The 21,656-nt window shown below is 62.9% G+C and carries 18 protein-coding genes and 1 pseudogene; 17 read left to right on the top strand and 2 right to left on the bottom strand.

The annotated features are described in order from the left end of the window. Window positions 1–55: 55 nt before the first annotated feature. The gene (locus EOB36_RS04790; RefSeq protein WP_127205094.1) at window positions 56–1,003 is read right to left on the bottom strand and encodes a LysR substrate-binding domain-containing protein; all 948 of its coding nucleotides are present in this window, start codon (window positions 1,001–1,003) and stop codon (window positions 56–58) included. Window positions 1,004–1,104: 101 nt separating this feature from the next. Between EOB36_RS04790 and EOB36_RS04795 the strand changes: the two genes are divergently transcribed. From EOB36_RS04795 to EOB36_RS04815, 5 genes are all read left to right on the top strand, one after another. Beyond that, complete coding sequence (locus EOB36_RS04795) at window positions 1,105–1,893, top strand: 2OG-Fe(II) oxygenase (RefSeq protein WP_095484018.1); 789 nt, start codon at window positions 1,105–1,107, stop codon at window positions 1,891–1,893. Between the two features lie 96 nt (window positions 1,894–1,989). Then, window positions 1,990–2,712 carry a GntR family transcriptional regulator gene (locus EOB36_RS04800; protein WP_095483912.1) on the top strand — a complete coding sequence of 241 codons (723 nt, stop codon included), beginning with the start codon at window positions 1,990–1,992 and terminating at the stop codon, window positions 2,710–2,712. Window positions 2,713–2,736: 24 nt separating this feature from the next. Then, a complete protein-coding gene (locus EOB36_RS04805) occupies window positions 2,737–3,843 on the top strand; it encodes a mandelate racemase/muconate lactonizing enzyme family protein (RefSeq protein ID WP_095483911.1) in 1,107 nt (368 codons plus the stop codon). 346 nt (window positions 3,844–4,189) lie between these two features. Continuing rightward, window positions 4,190–5,512, top strand: a complete 1,323-nt coding sequence (locus tag EOB36_RS04810) for a homoserine dehydrogenase (protein ID WP_128284404.1) — start codon at window positions 4,190–4,192, stop codon at window positions 5,510–5,512. 20 nt (window positions 5,513–5,532) lie between these two features. After that, a complete protein-coding gene (locus tag EOB36_RS04815; RefSeq protein WP_128284405.1) occupies window positions 5,533–7,029 on the top strand; it encodes an FGGY family carbohydrate kinase in 1,497 nt (498 codons plus the stop codon). Here the strand turns inward: EOB36_RS04815 and EOB36_RS04820 are convergent. After that, the gene (locus tag EOB36_RS04820; RefSeq protein WP_095483908.1) at window positions 7,026–7,988 is read right to left on the bottom strand and encodes a sugar-binding transcriptional regulator; all 963 of its coding nucleotides are present in this window, start codon (window positions 7,986–7,988) and stop codon (window positions 7,026–7,028) included. The genes EOB36_RS04815 and EOB36_RS04820 overlap by 4 nt on opposite strands. A gap of 432 nt (window positions 7,989–8,420) precedes the next feature. Here EOB36_RS04820 and EOB36_RS04825 point away from each other — a divergent pair, with 432 nt between their 5' ends. The 12 genes and pseudogenes from EOB36_RS04825 to EOB36_RS04875 all read left to right on the top strand — a co-directional run bounded on the left by EOB36_RS04825 (window position 8,421) and on the right by EOB36_RS04875 (window position 21,618). Then, complete coding sequence (locus tag EOB36_RS04825) at window positions 8,421–9,431, top strand: ABC transporter permease (RefSeq protein WP_128284406.1); 1,011 nt, start codon at window positions 8,421–8,423, stop codon at window positions 9,429–9,431. Between the two features lie 117 nt (window positions 9,432–9,548). Then, on the top strand, window positions 9,549–10,487 hold the full coding sequence (locus EOB36_RS04830) for a sugar ABC transporter substrate-binding protein (protein ID WP_127205097.1): 939 nt from the start codon (window positions 9,549–9,551) through the stop codon (window positions 10,485–10,487). Window positions 10,488–10,504: 17 nt separating this feature from the next. After that, window positions 10,505–12,013: a sugar ABC transporter ATP-binding protein gene (locus EOB36_RS04835; protein WP_127289697.1), complete on the top strand. Its 1,509-nt coding sequence runs from the start codon at window positions 10,505–10,507 to the stop codon at window positions 12,011–12,013. 143 nt (window positions 12,014–12,156) lie between these two features. Beyond that, on the top strand, window positions 12,157–12,921 hold the full coding sequence (locus EOB36_RS04840; protein ID WP_128284407.1) for an SDR family oxidoreductase: 765 nt from the start codon (window positions 12,157–12,159) through the stop codon (window positions 12,919–12,921). 8 nt (window positions 12,922–12,929) lie between these two features. Further along, window positions 12,930–13,715, top strand: coding sequence for an SDR family oxidoreductase (locus tag EOB36_RS04845; protein WP_128284408.1), 786 nt, complete (start codon window positions 12,930–12,932; stop codon window positions 13,713–13,715). 572 nt (window positions 13,716–14,287) lie between these two features. Further along, window positions 14,288–15,262, top strand: coding sequence for an ABC transporter substrate-binding protein (locus tag EOB36_RS04850; RefSeq protein ID WP_128284409.1), 975 nt, complete (start codon window positions 14,288–14,290; stop codon window positions 15,260–15,262). Window positions 15,263–15,338: 76 nt separating this feature from the next. Beyond that, the gene (locus EOB36_RS04855; protein WP_128284410.1) at window positions 15,339–16,424 is read left to right on the top strand and encodes a glycine betaine/L-proline ABC transporter ATP-binding protein; all 1,086 of its coding nucleotides are present in this window, start codon (window positions 15,339–15,341) and stop codon (window positions 16,422–16,424) included. Beyond that, window positions 16,421–18,403, top strand: a complete 1,983-nt coding sequence (locus tag EOB36_RS04860) for an ABC transporter permease subunit (protein WP_128284411.1) — start codon at window positions 16,421–16,423, stop codon at window positions 18,401–18,403. The genes EOB36_RS04855 and EOB36_RS04860 overlap by 4 nt, the downstream gene beginning before the upstream one ends. Before the next feature lie 51 nt (window positions 18,404–18,454). After that, on the top strand, window positions 18,455–19,480 hold the full coding sequence (locus EOB36_RS04865; RefSeq protein WP_128284412.1) for a serine hydrolase: 1,026 nt from the start codon (window positions 18,455–18,457) through the stop codon (window positions 19,478–19,480). 29 nt (window positions 19,481–19,509) lie between these two features. Beyond that, window positions 19,510–19,721: pseudogene (locus EOB36_RS34885) on the top strand (ABC transporter permease); the annotation flags it as partial. 138 nt (window positions 19,722–19,859) lie between these two features. Beyond that, on the top strand, window positions 19,860–20,291 hold the full coding sequence (locus EOB36_RS34615) for a hypothetical protein (protein WP_206637138.1): 432 nt from the start codon (window positions 19,860–19,862) through the stop codon (window positions 20,289–20,291). Further along, window positions 20,233–21,618, top strand: coding sequence for a hypothetical protein (locus EOB36_RS04875; RefSeq protein WP_206637139.1), 1,386 nt, complete (start codon window positions 20,233–20,235; stop codon window positions 21,616–21,618). The genes EOB36_RS34615 and EOB36_RS04875 overlap by 59 nt, the downstream gene beginning before the upstream one ends. Window positions 21,619–21,656 lie beyond the last annotated feature (38 nt).

The raw sequence follows: 21,656 nt of genomic DNA on the forward strand, positions 1-21,656 counted from the left end.
CCGTCAGGTCCGGTCCAGCGGCGCCCTCGGCTCCCACGCCAAGGGCGCCGTTTTGCTATGTTTGTTTTTCCGCAATTCCGGACGGAAAACCGCTATGCACTTTTCCTGGAATTGCTCCAAGCAGCGCGACGAGCCCGGCAACATCGGCGCGCTCAGCCTTTGACGCAGGCATGAAGGCGCAATAGGGATGACCGAGGCGCAGAGATACCGACGAGGGCGCGATTAGGCGCCCGGCTTCCAAGTCCCCATGGGCCATGGCCCGCTGGCCAAGCGCAATTCCGAGACCCAGCCTTGCCGAGACGATCGCCAAGCTGGACAGACCGACACGGCGTCCATGCGAGGGATCAGGCGCGCGGCTGCCGCCTGACGCCGAAAACCAATCCGCCCATGTCGGATGCGAGGCATAGTTCGGACCCCAGTTGGTGTGGATGAACAAGCTCTCGTGCACATCCGCAAGGCTGGATGCATCGTTGCCGTATCTTTGCCAGAAGTCCGGCGCGCAGACCGGCAGGACGTCGTCATGGATGAGGCGGACCATCCGCAAACCGGGATAGTGATAGTCGCCATAGCTGATGCGAAGATCGATGTTCTGGCGCATCAGGTCGACGGGATCGTCTTCGACGCGGACGTCGATCGCCATTTGCGGGAAGGCATCGAGAAGAACGGCCAGCCTGGGCGCCAGCCACAATTCGGCCAGCGAAAACGGCACGCTGACGACGAGACGCGTCCTCAGCCCGCCCTCCAGCATGCGCCGACCGATCGCCGCGATGTCGCCCAAGGCGCGTGCGGTCTGCGGATAGATTGCGTGGCCGGCGTCGGTCAGCGCGACGCGGTTGCCGCTGCGCACGAACAGCTGCTTGCCGAACCAGGTCTCGAGATTGCGGATCTGCTGGCTGACCGCCGCCGAGGAAACGCCGAGTTCGGTGGCGGCCAAAGTAAAATTACCAGTCCGCGCGGCGACCTCGAAGGCTTTGATCGCGTTCAGCGGGGGGAGCCGTTCCATGAACCTTCCGTAAGTTTTTCCTGCGGAAGACTAATAATTTTCGCCGTTGAGAGAAAGATTTTTTTGCCGTCTTCTACGCTCGAACCTTGGAGCATGAGACGATGAAAGACATTCTCGATCTGGAGCGGTACCCGCTCGACCGTGAGGGCAGCGCTGAGTGGAAGCGCCTCGTGGAGACCTCGGCTGCGGCGCTGGAAGCCGACGGCATGTTCAATCTCGAGGGTTTTTTGCGGCCTGGCGTGGCCGAACGGGCGGTGCAGGAAATCCAGCCCGTCATGGCGACGCGGTCGCACGTGCACAGGCGCATGCACAACATCTACTTCAAGCCCGATCTCCCGGAACTCGCTCCCGACCATCCCGCACTGCGTAAGGTCGAGACCATCAGCCATACGGTCTGCGCCGACCAGATTCCCGATAGCCTCGTGCTCGCCATCTACGAATACGAGCCGCTGCTGCGCTTCCTGGCGGCGGCGATGAGAAAGCCGCGGCTGCATGTCATGCAGGACCCGCTGGCGCGCACCAATGTGATGGCCTACCGCGCCGGCGAGGCGCTGAACTGGCATTTCGACCGCTCGGAATTCACCACGACCCTGTTGTTGCAGGCAGCGCAGCGCGGCGGCGATCTCGAATACCGCACCGATCTCCGATCGGACGACAATCCCAATTACGACGGCGTCGCCAGGCTGCTCGAAGGGCGCGACCCCGAGGCAAAGATACTGCGCATGAAGCCGGGCACGCTGAACGTCTTCCGTGGCAAGAACACCGCGCATCGCGTCACCACAGTCGAAGGCGAACGCGAGCGCATGATCGCGGTGTTCTCCTACTATGAGAAATCAGGCGTGATGTTCAGCGACGAGGAACGAGTCGGCTTTTACGGCCGGGCTGCGTGAGAACGAAGTCGCCGACATTCCGCCCGGAATCCAGAAATAACTACTTGTTAGATTGTCGACAATCTGCTTGATTTCGGTTCCTTATGGAGTGGCCGAATGGGGAAGCTGGATTTTGCTCCGATCGCGGATACGACAAGGCGCGCCGAGATCGTGGCGCTGCTTCGGCGCGCGATCCTGACCGGCCAGCTGGAACCGGGGCAAAAACTCAACGAGCTCAGGATTGCCGAACAGATGCGGGTGAGCCGCGCGCCACTACGCGAAGCGATGCGCGAACTGGTGCAGGAAGGCATCCTGACCAGCATTCCCTACGCCGGAACCTTCGTCATCGACGTGACCGCCAAGGACATCGACGATGCCTATTCGCTTAACAAGGTGCTGGATGAGTTCGCTATCGAACTGACCTGGCGGCTTCGCGACCAGCGCTTCTTCGACGAGCTTGACAGGCGCCACGAGGCGGTGAAGCAGGCGACGCGCAACCTCGACACCACCCGCCAGATCGAAACGGCGCTGCAATTGCACGGCCTGATCCATGAATGGGCCGACAATTCGGTGTTGCTGGAGACTTGGCAGCGCCTGGCCAGCCGGCTGCAGATGTATTTTGCCCTCCACCAGCGGGCGCGCAAAGAGCCGGTGCCTGCCGAAGACATCCACGAGACCTATGTGCGGCTGCTGAAGGGCTCCGACATGCGCGCCGCCCAGCGCCATGCCCGCGAGCATATCGACCTCGATTTCGAGGAACTGCTTGCCTATGCGCGCAGCCTCGAACAGCGAGCTTCAAAAGGCGCCAAGGCGACCGTTGCCAACCGGCAGCAAATCTGAACATCGCGAACAACGGATAAGCACGTGCAGATCAAAACCATCAAAGCCTACCATGTCGTGCAACCCTTCGTGGACGGGCCCTATCGCATGTCCAAGGGGCGTGTCGCCGATGCGTTCGACGCGGTGATCGTCGCCATCACCTCCGATAGCGGGCTGACCGGCTGGGGCGAGATGGCGCCGCTCGGCAATTTCTACTCGCCGGCCTTCGCAGCCGGCACGCGCGCCGGCATCATAGAAATCGCGCCGCATCTGGTCGGCCACGATCCCCGGGCCTTGGCCAGAATCGGCCGGCTGATGGACACGGTGTTCAAGGGCCATCCCTACATCAAGTCGGCGCTCGACATGGCGTGCTCAGATCTCGCGGCGCGCGCCGCCGACGTGCCGCTGGTCACGCTGCTCGGTGGACGCGAGAGCGAGACGGCGGAACTCTACAAGGTCATCACCCATGGCACGGTCGACGCCATGGCCGCACTTGCCGAGCGCATCGTCAAGGACGGGTTTCACCGGCTGCAGGTCAAGGTCGGCGGCAACGTCCATGACGACATCGAGCGCGTCACCGCGGTCGCCGCTTCGGTGCCGAAAGGCACGGTGATCTTCTGCGACGCCAATGCCGGCTGGACGCCCTATCAGGCGCGCCAGTTCGCTGACGCGACGCGGGCCATCGACTACACGTTCGAGCAGCCCTGCACCACGATCGACGAATGCATGTCTGTGCGCCGCTCGCTCGACAAGCCGATGGTGCTGGACGAATCCGTCGCCTCGTTGGACGACATGCTCGACATCCACCGCAAGGGCGCGGCCGACGGGCTGACGCTGAAAATCTCGCGGCTGGGCGGCGTCACCAAGACGCGCCAGATCCGTGATCTTGCGGTCGACCTGGGCTTCATGATCACCGTCGAGGACACCGGCGGCGCCGAGATCGACACATCAGCGATGGCGCATCTGTCGCTGTCGACGCCGGAGGAGCGCCGGCTGCACGCCATCGCCTTCCACGAATGGGTGACGGTGCGCACCGCATCGAACATGCCGCCGGTCACGGGCAGCCGCATGGGCATTCCGGAGGGGCCGGGTCTCGGCATCGATGTCGTTCCCGACCTGCTCGGCGCGCCCTTCTTCGAGGTCGGCAGCTGAGATACCGGCATGCGCCGAGCATGGCGCCTCGGCCATCGCCGTCCGCATCCTAAAGATCACCGCCCTTCTCCGTCCCCTAAAGCGCGTCGCGTTGAAACGATGCAATCGACGGGCTTTAAGCCTTTGTTTTTATGCATGTCGTTATCCCAGAACCGCTGCGCACCTTTGGGCGACGTGCATTAGCCGGCTGGGCAGTCAAGCCGCATGCCAGGGCACAAAATCGAAATCACACAACTTTGGGAAGGAAGCTGCCGAATTGCATGTTGAAATATTTTTCATTTGGAAATAGGAATGTTCAGAACGATGATCTCGACGCTGCGGCGCGTCAGGAACTGGAGGAAGCGATATGGCCCATCCGCAATTTGCAGCGGAACTTTTGCAACGCGCTGAACAGCAGGGGCCGATCACCATCGGGCTTGCCGGCGCCGGGCAGATGGGCACCGACATCGTCGTCCAGGTCGCGTTGATGCCGGGCATGCGGATCGGCGCCATTTCCGAGGTCAGGCCGCAGGCGGCGATCGACGCAGCACTTCTCGCCGGCCACGACCGCTCCGACATCGTCCAGGCCGGCAATGCGGCGGCGATCGACCGTGCCATCGAGGCCGGCAAGATCGCGGTGACCGAAGACCTGCATGCGCTGGCATCCGCCGGCCGCATCGACGTCATCATCGACGCGACAGGCAATCCCAACATCGGCACGCTGTTCGCGCTCGAAGTGATGAAGAACGGCAAGCACATTGTCATGCTCAACGTCGAGGCCGACATCACCATCGGCCGTTTCCTGAAAGAGGAAGCGCGCAAGGCCGGCGTCGTCTATACGGGCGCGGCCGGCGACGAGCCGGCCTGCACGCTGGAGATCATCGGCTTTGCCAAAAGCCTCGGCTTCAACATCATCGCCGCCGGCAAGGGCAAAAACAATCCGCTGAAGATCGACGCCATGCCGGCCGACTACGAGAAGGAGGCGGCCGAGCGCAACATGAATGCGCGCATGCTGGTCGAGTTCGTCGACGGCTCGAAGACGGCGATCGAGATGGTGGCGATCGCCAATGCCACCGGCCTGGTGCCCGACGTGCCGGGGATGCATGGCCCGACCGCAACGCTTGAGGAACTCGCCAGCGTGCTTTGCCCGCGCGAGGATGGCGGCGTGTTGCATCGCAAGGGCGTGGTCGACTATTCGATCGGCAAGGGCGTGGCGCCCGGCGTGTTCTGCATCATCGAGACCCGGCATCCGCGGGTGCTGGAGCGCATGATCGACCTCAAGGTCGGCAAAGGCCCCTATTTCACGATCTTCCGGCCCTACCATCTGACCAGCCTGGAAGTGCCGCTGTCGGCGGCGCGTGCCGTGGTCTACAAGCGCGCCGACATGGAGCCGCTCGACCATCCGGTGGCCGAGGCGGTGGCGGTTGCCAAGAGCGACCTTAGCCTCGGCCAGTCGCTCGGCATGATCGGCGAGAACGACTATCGCGGCTTCGCCATGACGTGGGAGGACGCGCGCGCCCGCGGCGCCCTGCCGCTCGGCCTCGCCGAACGCGCCAAGGTGGTCAAGCCGGTCAAGACCGGCGACTTCCTCACCTATGAAAATTGTGTACCCGACGATTCGATGGTGATAACCCAGATCCGCCGTCGTCTCGACCAATCGGACGGGCGGTTCGTTACAAACGCAGCCTGACTCCACCGGATCACCGCCTGATGGACGATGTCGTAATCGGGATCGACGCCTCGACGACGGCCGTGAAGGCGATCGCCTTCACGCGCGACGGCGAGGAGCTGTTCCAGGCGCGCGAAGCCTATCCGCTCGCCAATCCCAAGCCCGGCCATTTCGAGCAGGACGCCGAACACTGGTGGACCGCACTGCTCGGTGCATTGAAGCAGGTCACTGAGGCGGTTGGCGCTTCGCGCGTGGCGGCGATCTCCATCGCTCACCAGCGCGAGACCTTCACGCTGATCGATCATGCCGGCAAGCCGCTCATTCCGGCGATCCTGTGGCTGGATGAGCGCGCCCGCCCGCAAGTCATAAAGCTGTCGTCCGAACTCGGCCGCGAGGCGATCCGCGACTGGAGCGGCAAGCCACCGGACCCGACGCCCGCGCTCTATGCTGTTCGCTGGCTTGCCGAACACCAGCCGCAAGCGCTCGACGACGCAGCCGCACTCGTCGATGTGCATGGCTTCTTCGTCCACCGGCTGACCGGGCGACTGGTCACCAGCACGGCAAGTGCGGATCCGCTCGGGCTTCTCGACGTCAAGGACGGCACCTGGCATCCTGAGCTCGTTGCGGCCGCCGGACTGCGGCCGGACCAGTTGCCGGAACTGGTCGCGCCCGGCGCGATCTGCGGCGGACTCAATGAAAGCGTGGCCAGACTGACCGGGCTGAAGGCTGGCACGCCTGTTGTCGCCGGCGCCGGCGACGGTCAGGCGATGGGCCTCGGCATGGGGGTCTATGGCGAAGGCAAAAGCTATCTTTCGCTCGGCTCGGGCGTCGTCAGCGGCTGCTATTCCCATGGGATCACGACGTCGGACGCGTTTCGGACGCTGGTCTCGCCGACCGGCTCAGGATTCATGCTGGAGACCGTGCTGCGCTCGGGCATGCAGCTGGTCGACTGGGTCGTTCGCACGACCGGTTCGCCGTCTGCCGCCGCACTTGAAAAAGCGGCGTTGGACGTTGCCGCCGGCAGCGAAGGCCTGCTTGTCATGCCGTACTGGGCCGGTGTCATGAGCCCCTATTGGGACGGCGCGGCGCGCGGCGCCATTGTCGGCCTGTCCTTGGATCATGAGCCGAAGCACCTTTTTCGGGCGGTTTTGGAAGGCATCGCCTTCGAGCAGGCCATCGCCAGCGAGGCAATGGAAACTCAAGCCGGCGGCAAACCGGCTGCGATGATCGCGGCCGGCGGCGGCACCAATTCGGCTCTGCTGATGCGGATCATGGCAAGCGTGCTCGAGCGGCCGCTCTCCGTCTCACCGGTCAACGAAGCCGCAGCACTCGGCGCCGCCGTGCTGGCGGCTTCGGCCGTCGGATGGTTTGCCTCGCCCCAGACGGCGGCCGAGGCGATGACCGCACCGCCGACCAGGCATGTCGATCCGGTCGAGGGGCTGGTCTCCGGTTACCGCGCGCGCAAGGCGATCTACCGCGACCTCTATCAGGCGACGCGCGACATCCATGTGCGGCTTGAGGCGCTCGGAAAGGGCTAGCGGTTGAGCAGGCCCTTGGCCGCATCCTCGTCGGTGATCAGAACCGACACTTTGGTGTTGGCGAGCGCCGCCCGCATGATGGCAATCTTTTCCTGCCCTCCCGAGACCAGGATGATGGCCGGGATGTCCGCCAGATCCTGCAGCGGATAGGCGCAGACCCGGCGATTGACCTCATGGTCGACGAGTCGGCCCTCGGCGTCGATGAAATGACATAAAATATCGCCAACGGCGCCAGCCGCCTGCAGCTCCTCGAGTTCGCTGGGCTTGATGAAGCCGTAATTGGCGATCGGGCTGTCGTTGGAAAACGATCCGACGCTGAGCACGGCGATGTTTGCCCGGCGCGCACGGAAGACGACGTCCTGAACGCTGCGCTGGCTCATGAAGGCGTCACGCTGCTCCGGCCTGTCGGCATAGACCGGGACCGGCAGCAAAAAGCACTCGGCGCCGATCTTTTCGGCGAATTCCCAAGCGCTTTCGGTCGGGTTGAGCGGCTGGGCGTGAGTGAGGCCGCCCAGCATGGAGACCACCGTCGTCCTGGCGATCGGCCGCCGCGGCAATTCATTGATGGCGAATTTCAGCGTCCGCCCCCAGCCGAGCGCGATGACATCGCCGGCATTCACGTTGTCGGCCAGATAGGCGCCCGCGGCATGGCCGATCATCAGCGGCGCGTTGCTCCGGTCGGCGGCCGACGGCACCACAACGGCCTGGCTGAGCCCGAAACGCTGCTTCAGAGCCTCTTCCAGCACCATGCATTCGACGACGCTGTCCCGGATGCGGAACTGGACGACGCCCTCCTCACGCGCGGCGGAGAGGATACGATGCACCTTGATGCGGCCGATGCCGAGGATCTCCGAAATCCTCTCCTGCGTCAGACCCTCGACATAATAGTGCCACGCGGCACGGGCCTTCAGCTCGACATCCGGGAAGCGCGAGGCCTTGTCATTCTCTATCATCGCCATCTTTTTGCCCTCCCGCGGTCGTCCGGATCTTTAGATGCCATTCAGATGGCATATCCGACCAAGCGACACGAAATCGTTCTGCGTGCCCAGGATTCAAGATTTAAGATATCGACAGGATAACGTCCACAACGCGAGATGAAAGCCAAATGGTCAACATTTACTTTGTCTTGGCCGTCCTGCCCTGCTCAAGCAGCTGGAATGAATTCGCAGGGATGAGACCGGACCTGAAACGCCGCATTTCGTGCTCTTCCGTAAGGCAACCCGCCTGTTGGCGCAAACCAGGGCGGAATGATGCCGCGGGCTTGACAATTTTCCGATGAACAGTTTAGCTGAACAAAATTGCATACCAAAGATAAATTGTTCACAGGGAGGTGCCTGGTGAACAGCGGCGAGCCGGCGACCCATCGCCGAACTGCTGGTGGAGGAGACAAAATGGCTGTGAGCAACGGTGCAAGCGAGTTGAAAGCCGGCCCAAATGCGCAGGCCGCGGCGGGCGCGAAGCTTTCTGCCCTGTTCGCCGGGACCATGGGGCCGCTGATCGGGCTGGTGCTGCTGTGCCTCGCCCTGTCGCTGACCACCGACACGTTCCTGACGGTCCGCAACATCCTCAACGTGCTCGACCAGGTCACGGTGCTCGGCATCATGGCGATCGGCATGACGCTGGTCATCCTGATCGGCGGCATCGACCTGTCCGTCGGCTCCGTCCTGGCGCTCGCCGCCATGGTGATGGGTTTTGTCGCCCACCCCGACTATCTCAATCTCGGCATGCCCGCTGGGATCGTCGCGGCACTTGTCGTTGCTGGACTTTGCGGTCTGGTTTCAGGCCTGCTCGTGACCGTCACCAAGCTGCCGCCCTTCATCGCCACGCTGGCCATGATGTCGGTGGCGCGCGGTCTTGCCAACATGATCACCGACGGCTCGCAGATCATCGGCTTTCCCGACTGGTTCACCAGCCTGTCGATCATTCGCCATTTCGGCTTCCTGTCGGTCACCGTCGGGCTGATGATCGTGCTGGCCATCATCTTCGCGATCTTCCTGAATTACCGCGCGACCGGCCGCAGCCTCTATGCCATCGGCGGCAGCGCCGAGGTCGCCAGGCTGTCCGGCATACCGGTCAAGTCGCTGACCAACTGGGTCTATGCGATCTGCGGCGTGCTGGCCGGGCTCGCCGGCATCGTGCTTGCAGCACGGCTCGATTCCGTCCAGCCGAGCTCCGGCTTCGGCTACGAGCTGGACACGATCGCGGCGGTGGTGATCGGCGGCGCCAGCCTGTCGGGCGGCGTCGGCTCGATCGGCGGCACCGCCATCGGAGTGCTCATCATCGGCGTGCTGCGCAATGGGCTGAACCTGCTCGGCGTGTCGCCCTTCATCCAGCAGGTGGTGATCGGTATCGTGATCGCGCTGGCGGTTGCCACGGACACATGGCGGCGCAGAACGCAATGAAGAATTCGCCCGGGTGTCCGGGCGAAAACGGATCGGTTGATCCGAACTGGGAGTTGTTCGGCCAAGGGCGCCGTGATGCGCCGGCAGAACAGATTTGAACATCAACGGAGGAAACACATGCTGACCAAACGTTCATTGCTGCTTGCTGCCGCGGCCGTCATTCCGCTGCTCGGATTGTCCGACATGGCCTCGGCCAAGGAGGCCAAGAAGCTTGGCCTTGCCGTCGCCAATCTACAGGCCGACTTCTTCAACCAGATCAAGCAGTCCGTCGAAGCCTACGGCAAGGAAAAGGGCATCGAAATCGTCACCGTCGACGCCAAGGGCGATTCGGCGACCCAGGTCAGCCAGGTGCAGGACCTGATCACGCAAAACATCGATGCGCTGATCTACATCCCGGCCGGCGCAACTGCCGCCACCGTGCCGACTAAGACGGCCAAGGCTGCAGGCATCCCGGTCATCAATGTCGACCGCAACGCCGACGGCGCGCCCGGCGACACCTTCATCGCCACCAACAGCGTGGCATCGGCCAAGGCGGTTTGCGACTACATCGCCAAGCAGGCCGGCGGCAAGGGCGAGCTGATCATCATCCATGGCCAGAAAGGCACGACGCCCGAGGTCGACCGTTCGAAGGGCTGCGGCGAAGCGCTGAGCGCCTATCCCGACATCAAGGTGGTCGGCGAGCTGTGGAGCGAAGGCTGGCACCAGGACGAAGGCTTCAAGCTGACGCAGGACCTGCTGCAGTCGCATCCCGACGTCTCGATCGTCATCGGCCAGGCCGACGCGCTGGCGCTCGGTGCTGCACAAGCGGTCAAGGTCGCCAATCCCGGCCACAAGGTCTGGGTTGCCGGCTTCGACGGCGACGTGGCGGCGCTCAAGGCACTAAAAGGCGGCGTCTTCGACGTGACCGCGACGCAGCAGACACAAGGCATGGGGCGGCTTGCCGTCGATGCGGCGATCAAGCTGGTGGCCGGCGAAACCGTTGCCGCAGAACAGCTGCAGGACGCGACGCTGACCACCAAGGACAATGTCGATCAATTCATCGCCAAGCATCCCTGACAATCGGTAGCGGAACGATGTCCTTGGATCCCAGCCATACGCAGGCCCCGCATCTGGGGCTCTTCGTCAGCGGCCTCTGCAAGAGCTACGGACCGGTCCAGGTCCTGGCCGATGCGAGCTTCGAGGTACGACCGGGAGAGGTCGTGGCGCTGCTTGGAGAAAATGGCGCGGGCAAGTCCACCGTCTCGAACATCATCGCCGGGTCGACCAAACCCGATGCCGGCAGCATCACATGGCGGGGGAAACCCTATTCCCCCGCCTCTCCCGCCGAGGCCATCGACGCCGGCGTCGGCATGATCCACCAGGAATTGAAGCTGCTGCCGGACCTGTCGGTCGCCGAGAACGTCTATGTCGGGCGCCTGTTGATGCGCGGCGGCCGCATCGACCGCGCGGCAATGAATGCGCAGGCATCGGCGCAGCTGAGGCGCCTCGGCCTCGATGTCTCGCCGGAGCGCAAGGTGCGCACGCTGCGCATCGCCGCCCAGCAGCAAGTCGAGATCGCAAAAGCGCTGACGCTCAATGCCGAGCTTCTGATCTTCGACGAACCGACGGCAGCGCTTGGCAGCGAGGAAACGGAGCTGTTGTTCAAGCAGATCCGCAAGCTCAAGGCGGAAGGCATGTCCTTCATCTATATCAGCCACCGGCTGGACGAGATCGCTGAGATCGCCGACCGTGTGGTGGTGATGCGCGACGGGCGCATCGTCGCCCGGCACGAGCGCGCCGACATCCCGGTGCGCACTGTGGTTGAGCAGATGGTCGGCCGCAGCGTCGAGCGGATGTTCCCGCCGCTCTCGGAGCCGGGCAGCGAGGCGCTGCTCGAAGTCGAGAACCTGTCCTCGCCGGAACGCAGTTTTCAGAATGTCAGCTTTTCGGTGCGGGCCGGCGAAATCCTCGGCATCGCCGGGCTGATCGGCGCCGGCCGCACGGAGCTGGTGCGGGCGATCGCCGGCGCCGATCCGATTTCTTCCGGCTCGGTGCGCGTCGCCGGCAAACCTGTGCATCTCAATGGCCCAGCGGCCGCGATCAAGGCCGGCGTCGTGCTGGTGCCGGAAGACCGCAAAGCGCAAGGCGTGGTGCTCGACCAGACCATCGGCGAAAATCTGGCGATCGGCAATTTCGACCATGTCGCGCCGAACGGCTGGGTGTTCCCGAAAGCAGTGCAGAAATTCGCCGAGGCCGGCATCTCCAGGCTCGGCGTCAAGGGCCGGCCGAACCAGGCGATCAGCAAGCTTTCCGGCGGCAATCAGCAGAAGGTGATCATCGCCAAATGGATTTCACGGCCGCCCAAGGTGTTCATCCTGGACGAGCCGACACGCGGCATCGATGTCGGCGCGCGCGCGGCGATCTACGATGTCATCGCCGACCTCGCCCGCTCCGGCATGGCGGTGGTGGTGGTGAGCTCCGATCTCGAGGAAGTGCTCGGCTTGTCGCATCGCGTGCTGGTGCTTAGCCGTGGCCGCCAGCGCGGAATTCTCGACCGCAGCGAAGCGAGTAACGTCGCCGTCATGGAACTTGCCACAAGCTAGGACGTAACCAGCGATCGGGGAATCGGAACAAAGCGCAGCAGGTGATATTCTCCCAAGCACCGGACCGCGCGGGGCGCCAGCCAAGACTGGCGCCCCTTCCTTCCTTCCTAGGCAGCACCGGCGGCTCAACAGGGAACATTTCGATGAAACTATTCGATCTTCATGGGGACGTTGCTCTCGTCACCGGCGCCGGGAGCGGCATCGGGCAAGCGATCGCCATCGGCCTAGCCGAAGCCGGCGCCGATATCGCCTGTTTCGGCCATGCCTCGAAGGGCGGGCTGGACGAGACCGCGCACAGGATCTCGGCGCTTGGCCGCAAGGCGTTGGTGCTGACCGGCACGGTGACTTCAGAGACCGATCTCGCGGCGGCGGTCGAATGCACGGAGAAGGAACTCGGCGCGCTGAGCATCGCCGTCAACAATGCCGGCGTCGCTGCCGCCGAGCCGGCAGAGACGCTGTCGCTGGAGAAATGGCAGAAGCTCTACGACGTCAATGTCAGCGGCGTGTTCCTGTCCTGCCAGGCCGAAGCGCGCGCGATGCTGACGCGGCGCAAGGGCTCGATCATCAACATCGCGTCGATGTCGGGCTCGATCGTCAACCGCGGCCTGACCCAGGCGCATTACAATTCATCCAAGGCCGCCGTCATCCACATGTCGAAGAGCCTTGCCATGGAATGGGCCGATCGTGGCCTGCGCGTCAATGTCGTCAGCCCCGGCTATACGCTGACGCCGATGAACAAGCGGCCGGAGGTCGCCGACCAGGTCAGGATCTTCGAGCGCGATACACCAATGGGGCGCATGGCGGCGCCGGAGGAGATGGTCGGCCCGACCGTGTTCCTGGCCAGCCGCGCCTCGAGTTTCGTCACCGGCATCGACCTGATCGTCGATGGCGGCTTCGTCTGCTGGTAGGAGAGAAAATGCAGAAGCGATTTGAAGGTAAGACGGCAGTCATCACCGGCGCCAGCGGCGGCATCGGTGCGGCAATGGCCAGGCGCTTCGCGGCCGAAGGTGCTGCGGTCGTTGTCAGCGCCATCGACCCGCGCGTCGATGAGGTCGCTGCCGGACTGAAGGCGGAAGGCGCCAAGGTCGCATCACTGCGCATGGACGTGACCAAGAAGGACGAGGTCGCTGCCCTCTACGATCTGGCCGAGCAGCAATTCGGCCGCGTCGATATCTCCGTGCAGAATGCCGGCGTCATCACCATCGCCAGGATCGAGGCGATGACCGAGGCCGAATGGGACAAGGTGATGGCGGTCAACACCAAGGGCGTGTTCCTGTGCTGCCAGGAGGCGATCGCGCGCATCCGCAAGCATGGCGACGGCGGCCGGCTGATCAACACCGCATCCGGACAGGCGCGGCAGGGCTTCATCTACACGCCGCATTATGCGGCGTCTAAATTCGGCGTCGTCGGCATCACCCAGAGTCTTGCCAAGGAAGTGGCCAAGGAGAAGATCACCGTCAACGCGATCTGTCCCGGCATCATCGACACCGACATGTGGGCCTATAACGACGCGGCATGGGGCAGGCTGATGGGCGACTACAAGCCGGGCGAGCTGATGGCCGAATGGGTGAAGAACATCCCGATGGGCCGCGCCGGCAGCGGCGAGGATGTTTCCGGCCTGGTCAGCTTTCTGGCCAGCAACGATGCGGCCTACATCACCGGCCAGACGATCAATGTCGATGGCGGCCTGATCATGTCGTGAGGCGCCACCGCTTCTTTCCTTCTCCCCTTGTGGGAGAAGGTGGATTGGCGCGCAGCGCCAAGACGGTTGAGGGGTGCTGGCCGGAGCGCTGTTAGTGCCAAGCTGGAGCACCCCTCATCCGACCGAGCTTCGCTCGGCCACCTTCTCCCACAAGGGGAGAAGGAAGAGGCGCGAGGCGCAACGCCGTCGATCCTCCTTCGGACGCCGCCTTACCCGCCTGCGAATAGCATTATGCGTTGCGCGACATGAACGTTGGTATATATAATTTCATCCCATGAAAATGGCTTCGGCGACTGCCGACAGCGACATCATAGGACCTTGATGGCTCGCAAGCTTGAGGGCGCCGCAAGACCGGCGATCGATCCGCGGATCACTGCTTCGGCAGCACGGCAGCCATGACGCGACCCGTCCCGCACGACATCTTCATCGAATTGGGCATCATTCCGTCTGCGCCGGCAGCAATGTGGTGCCTATGGCCTTGCGCAACGACCAGCTTTTCCAACACAATCAAAAAAAGACGAGAAGAAGGGAACGAACGATAACTTCCACCAGAGCTTGACAGGAGAACAAGCATGTCACTGCGGAGTATGATTTCGAGACTATCAATGGGAGCACTAACACTTGCCGCGGCAAGTGCACTGACGCCTTCGGCCCAGGCTGCGGCGCCGGAATCCAACGACCCGATCAAGATCGCGCTGTTCGACTGGACCAGTGTCAATCTGAACGCAAAGATCCTCGGCGGCATTCTTGAAAAGCTTGGATACACGGTCGAGTACCCGACCGCCGACTATCTCTCCAGCCTGACCACCGGCCTCACCAATGGCGACCTCTCTGTCGCCATGGAATTCTGGGACACGACGGCCGGCGAAGCTATGAAGGCCTCGGATGCGACCGGGCAGACCGAACGCCTCGGCAAGCTCGGGCCCAAGGCCAAGGAAGAATGGTGGTATCCCGAATACATGAAGGAGAAATGCCCCGGCCTGCCGAATTGGGAGGCGCTGAAGGACCCCAAATGCGCCGAAGCCTTCTCGACCGCCGAAACGGCGCCGAACGGCCGCTATCTCGGTGGCCCCGTGACATGGGAGGGTTTCGACGACGAGCGTGCCGCGGCGCTGAAGCTGCCCTTCACCGTCATCCATGCCGGTACCGATGCGGCGATGTTCGCCGAATTGGAATCGGCCTACCAGCGCAAGGCGCCGATCATGCTGTGGGTCTATTCGCCACATTGGGCGCCAGCCAAATACAAGGGCGAATGGATCGAATTCCCCGACCATACGGCGGAGTGCTACAACGATCCGAAATGGGGCGTGAACCCCGAGGCAAAATATGACTGCGGCAAGCCGCATGGCGAGATCTGGAAGTATTCCTGGGCCGGCATGAAGGACAAATGGCCGGTCGCCTACAAGGTTGCGAAAAACTACACGGTCGACACCGACGAGCTCAACAAGATGAGCGGCCAGATCGATCTCGAAGGCAAGACGCCGGAAGACGTCGCCGCTGCCTGGATCGCCGCCCACGAAGCCGACTGGAAAGCCTGGGCGCAGTGATCGTTCCAACTGGAAAACTGCGAGACCCGGTCATTCATGACCGGGTCTCTATCTCATATTCCAGAAGGACGACTGCATGGCCGATACGACCGAACAGGTGCCGCAAGCGGCAGGCACGCCAAACGATGCCCGCCCGATAAAACTTGCCTGCCGCAACGTCTGGAAGCTGTTCGGGGCGAACGCGGCAAATTTCATCCGCCAACGCAACGGCAAGGCCAGCATGGCGGACGTCGCTGCGGCCGGGCTGGTCGGCGCCGTGCGCGCCGTCGACCTCGAAATCCGCCAAGGCGAGATCTTTATCATCATGGGGCTTTCGGGGTCGGGCAAGTCGACGCTGGTGCGCTGCATGTCGCGACTGGTCGAGCCGACGCATGGCAAGGTCGAGTTCGAGGGCAAGGATCTGCTGAAGATCTCCGATGCCGCGCTGATCGAATTGCGGCGCCACCGCATGGGGATGGTGTTCCAGAATTTTGCCCTGCTGCCGCATCTGAACGTGCTGGAGAACATCGCCTTTCCCCTGGGCATCCAGGGGCAGGACCGGCCGACGCGCGAGAAGCGCGCGCGGGAAGTGATCGAGCTCGTCGGCCTGCGCGGCCGCGAGCATTTCTATCCGCGTGAGCTTTCCGGCGGCCAGCAGCAGCGGGTCGGCATCGCCCGCAGCCTCGCCACCAAGCCGGAAATCTGGTTTCTCGACGAGCCGTTCTCGGCGCTCGATCCGCTGATCCGCCGCGAAATGCAGGACGAGCTGATGCGGCTGCAGACCATGCTGCACAAGACCATCGTTTTCATCACCCATGATTTCGACGAGGCCATCCGGCTGGCCGACCGCATCGCTATCATGAAGGACGGCGAGGTCATCCAGATCGGCACGCCGGAGGAGCTGGTGGTCAATCCGGCGACCGACTATGTCGCCGAATTCACCCGCGACGTCGACCGCGCCAAGGTGATCTCGGCACGAAGCCTGATGCGCGCCTGCGACGGCACCGAGCATGGCGGCGCGGTTGCGCCGGATGCCAAGATATCAAGTTTTTCGGCAAGCATCGTCTCCGCCGGCAAGCCGTTCGCGGTAATCAACGGCACCGGCAAGCCAATCGGCGAGGTCACGCCGCAAGCGGTGATCGATCTTCTGGCCGGCATCGAGCGTTCCCGGGCCGGCGCATGACGGTAACGGCAAGCACCAGCGAGGCGAGATCGCGGCCGGTTCAGATCTGGCTGGTGGTCTGGGCCTGCGCCCTCGCCGCCGTGCTTGCCGTATTCCTGCTGCAGGACAGGCTGCCATGGGCCGTCAACTATCCGGCCAGCGCAATCGTTCCCGTCGCCGACTGGGTCAGCGCGCTGATGAACCTGATAAAGTCGAACTTTTCCTGGCTGACGCGGTCGATCACCGCGGCGCTCAGCGTGCCACTCGATTTCGCGCTCAATCTGCTCGCCAAGAATTTCAAGATCGGCCATGGCGCAGATATGGTCGTCCTGCCGCGCCTGTCCTGGGTCGGCGTGTGCATCGCTGCATTCCTGGCCGGACGCGCCGCCGGTGGCTGGAGTCTCGGCGCGCTGGTCGGCGGCTGTTTCCTCTACATCGCGCTGTTCGGCCAATGGACCAGCGCAATGCTGACGCTCGGCCTGATCTCCATCGCCGTGCCGTTCTGCATCGTCACCGGATTGTTCGTCGGCATCTGGGCGTGGCGCAAGCCATGGGCGGAGAGGCTGTTGATCTCCCCTGCCCTTGATCTGATGCAGACCATCCCGACCTTCGCCTATCTGATCCCGATGCTGCTTTTGTTCGGCAACAGCCCGGTTTCGGCGATGATCGCGACGGCCATTTTCGCGACGCCGCCAATGGTGCGCGCGACAATGCTGGGACTGTCGCGGGTGCCGTCCGAAATCGACGATTTCAGCGAGATGGCCGGCTGCACCGCGCGCCAGAAATTGTGGCGCGTGCTTTTGCCCTCGGCGCGTCCAACGCTGATGGTCGGCGTCAATCAGGTCATCATGCTGGCGCTCAATATGGTGATTATCGCTTCGATGATCGGCGCCGGTGGCCTCGGCTACGACGTGCTGCTGGCGCTCAGGGCGCTGAAGGTCGGCGAGGCGATGGAAGCCGGCCTCGCCATCGTGGCGCTGGCGATCGCGCTCGACCGGCTAAGCCAGGCGATCGCGCGCAATCACGCGCAAGGCCATCTCTATCAGGAGGTGAGCCCGAGCTTGTGGCGCCGCTACCCCAACCTGACGCTGGCCATAGCCATCCTTGCAGCCACGACGCTGCTTGGCCTGTTCGTGCCGGCCTTCGCCGCGGTGCCGAAGGCGATCACCTTCACCACCGCACCCCTGTGGAAGACGGCGGTGAGCTGGATCACGATCAACTTCTTCGACACGATCGAGGCGTTCCGCGTGGCCCTCATCCTCAATGTGCTGAACCCGGTGCGCGCCTTCTGCGAGGGCTTCCCGTGGGCGGGTGCGGTGTTCCTGCTCGGCCTTGCCGGCTACCAGCTCGGCGGCCTTCGCCTCGGCGCCCTGGTCGCGGCGCTGACCGTCTTCTGCGCGGTGACCGGCCTTTGGGAAAAGACCATGGCGACGGTCTATCTCTGCGGCATCTCGGCTTTCATCGGTTGCCTGATCGGCATCCCGATTGGGCTGATGGCATCACGCAGCGACCGTGTCGAGAAGATCGTCACCCCAATCATCGACACTTTGCAGGTGCTGCCATCGTTCTGCTTCATCATTCCTGTGGTGATGCTGTTCCGCGTCGGCGACGTCACCGCGATGATCGCCACGGTCGCCTTCGCCGTGGTGCCGGCCATCCGCTACACCAATCACGGCCTCAGGCAGGTGCCACCGGCATTGATCGAGGCGGCAAAGGTGTCGGGCTGCACCAAGCGCCAGACGTTCCTGCGCGTGCAGCTGCCGCTGGCGTTGCCTGAGATCATGCTCGGCGTCAACCAGACGATCCTGATGGCGCTGGCGATGATCATCATCTGCGCCATGGTCGGCACGCGCGACCTCGGCCAGGAGGTGTTCATCGCGCTCTCCAAGGCCGATTCCGGCCGCGGCATCGTCGCGGGCCTCGCCATCGCCTTCATCGGCATCGTCGCCGACCGGCTGTTCAACGCCTGGACGGCGAAGGCACGGGCAAGGCTGGGGTAGGATCGCGCGCCCCACCTTCGTCTTGCCCAAAATGCATCCCAAGCTGGCTTCATGCTGAAGCGCCCCACCGTGATTCTAGCTTTCCTCCTCATCCTTTCCGTCGCTGCGCACGGTGCGGACGGCCTGGAGGAGCGGCTTGAGAAGCTCTTCGATGAGGCCGAGCGCCTGACGCCGCTGCGCACGGTCGCCATCGCGCATGAGGGCGCGGTGGTGGCGGAGCGTGGCTATCGCGGCCACTCTCCGGCACGTCCGGCCAACATAAAATCCGCCTCCAAGTCGATCATCTCCGCACTCGTCGGCATCGCCATCGACAAGGGTGTGCTCCAAGGCACTGACCAGAAGATCGCTCCGCTTCTTCAGGCCGACCTGCCCGCCGACGTGGATCCGCGGCTCCAGCAGGTTACGATCGGTCACCTGCTTTCCATGCAGGCAGGGCTGGGTCGGACCTCCGGCCCAAACTACGGGCGCTGGGTGGCAAGCTACAACTGGGTGCGGGCAGCGCTCGCCATGCCCTTCGACGACGAACCGGGCGGTACCATGCTCTATTCCACCGGCTCGACCCATCTCCTTTCGGCGATCCTGACGCGCCGGACCGGCCGCTCAACGCTGGAACTGGCACGCGAATGGCTGGGGCCGCAGGAGGGCTTTTCCGTCGCCGCCTGGGACCGCGACCCACAGGGCATCTATCTCGGCGGCAACCAGATGGCCATGAGCCCGCGCTCGCTGCTCGCCTTTGGCGAGCTCTACCGCAGCGGCGGGATGAGCCGCGGCGGACGGCAGCTCGTGCCGGCCGATTGGATCAAGCTCTCCTGGCAGCCACGCACCGCCTCCGGTTTCACCGGTGACGGTTATGGCTATGGTTGGTTCATGCGTCAGATCGCGGGCGAAGCGGTCTTCTACGGGTGGGGGTATGGCGGGCAGATGGTCTATGTTGTGCCCGGGCGCGCGCTGACCGTGGTCATGACATCCGATGAAGACGGCCCCGCCGGCCGCAGCGGCCACCGCGACGATTTCCATGCCTTGCTCGAGCGGATCATTGAGGCGACGAAAGACGTGCGCGAGGCCCGCAGCAAGTAATATCTCTGCACACAGGATTTGAAGGGCGTGGCGTCAACCAGACGATCCTGATGGCGCTGGCGATGATCATCATCTGCGCCATGGTCGGCACACGCGATCTCGGCCAGGAGGTGTTCATCGCTCGGTCAAGGCCGATTCCGGCCGCGGCATCGTCGCGGTACTGGCCATCGCCTTCATCGGCATCGTCGCCGACCGGCTGTTCAACGCCTGGACGGCGAAGGCACGGGCAAGGCTGGGATAGCTCGAGGCGAGACGGCTACTCGGCCGCCACTCCCTTAACCTCGAGGTCGTTTGGCTCCATTGTCGTCGTGGACTTTTCTTCGCTACCAGTTCATGGACGGGCCGCGTCCTTCTGTATCAGTGAACAAGGAATAGAGCCTTGATCGTCGACTACTTAGCAGAATTTCCAATCGCAGCTGTTCAATTACCACCGCTTTTGCGCAGCCTGCTTGAGCTAGTAGGTGACGACCCACGGCTTCGTGTCGAAGTGACGGCGCGTTACGAGGCCGACCAACATGGTCCCAATCGTGAATACGTTCACATGATCATGGCTTTAGTACCCCTACCCGAACTTAATGCTCTCCGTGTCGCACGCGAGGCTGGAGAAGGCGTGATCTCTTTCTCCACGCCAGATGTGCGTCAACAAGGCGGCCTGGCCACGTTCAACCCTTCGGTGTCTGGACTTGACTATGTCGTAGCGTCATGGGGCAACGGCTCTTTCTACAGTTATAATCTGAGCGGAAAAAGTCTGGATGGCCTTAGGCCTCTCGCCTCGCTGCCTCGGTGGGGAACAACAGCAGGTTATATTTGATGATCTTTCGCTTCCGGAGTTTGGGGTCGCTGAAGGGGAAATCTCGACCGAGTATTACTACTCTCCCAAACGAGATATTCGTTGGACGATGTCCAACGAATATCTCCGACGCTACCTCTGGATGAGAGGTACTTATGGTGTTCGAGTCTTCTTTTACGAAGCCTTGTTGCCAGACCGACCAGACCTTCGGGCATTGATGGCTGGTGGGGCACACACCCAGTTGAAGCCCGATGATGGCTGGTACGAACTCGATATCCGCGAGCATAAAGGAGGCCTTCTCATCCAACTGTGGGCCACCGTTGCCGCAGTCGCTCCGGAACTCTGCCCTGAGGTGCGTGCTGACGGTCTGATCTGGCCGGGAATCACGGGACCTATGACCCGCGCTCGGGCCGACGCCCTTGTTGAGGTGATACCTGTTTATCTCGATGACAAATTCCTAGAGCGGTATGAGCAGAACGGCCTCTTCGACACCACCCCGGCTAAGATTTACGGGCGATGGTACTGCAGCCCATCCTATCGTGGGCAGTGGAGCTTTACCGACTGTGTTCGAGTCGGCCGCAATCTGATCAAGGTACCAATGCGAGAACTCTACGAACCTAAACCAGACCGTGAGATCCTTCACGCCTATGCTCACGTGCAAGACCCTGCTCAGGTCGCTGAGTTCAGTCAAGACGAAGAGCACATCGTCTCTAAGACAGAGCGCTTCGTGAACCAACTGCTGGATCTGGGTGATCATTTGGCCTTCCTGAGTACCACGCTAGAGATGCCCCAGGCTGCGGCCGAAATCGTCGGGTTCTCCCGTGCGGAACTGCAGGCTAGTGGATGGTTACACTATCCAGAGCTTTCCCGCCTAGGTCAGGTGGCTCCGCTTGCCATGACGGAGCAAGCGTTTCTCTCGCGGTGCAAAAGCATCCATGAACTCTGGCAACGTATCCCTAACGGATTCTTACGCAAGCTAATCGAGCGCGCCGGCCACGCCCGGTCAGATGTCAAGGATCTAGGCAGCGTCAAGTTGTTGCAAGCGTTGTCCAACATCGTAGAGCGGCTGAACAAAGAGGGCGAGCATATCGATGCATTTGCCGCTGACACCGAGCCCCGGGATTTGGTGACTCGCAACGGCGCTTTCGCGCCGTTGTTCATCAATAACGATCTTCGCATAGCGGATGCCCACGACGCCGGCGGCGTGCTCAGAAATCTTGAAGCCCTCGGCTTCGACGCAGCGGCATTGAGCCAAGGTTACGGACGAGCCCTCGATCACGTCTTCGACGGAGTAATTTCAACTTTCTTTCACTTGAATACAGAACTGACAAAACTACTGAACCGCTGATGAAGCGCCTTTCGGTTCACTCTGCAGTGCGAGGCCTG

The organism is Mesorhizobium sp. M6A.T.Cr.TU.017.01.1.1, from assembly GCF_004023115.1.
In the GTDB taxonomy this organism is placed as follows: Bacteria; Pseudomonadota; Alphaproteobacteria; order Rhizobiales; family Rhizobiaceae; genus Mesorhizobium; species Mesorhizobium mediterraneum.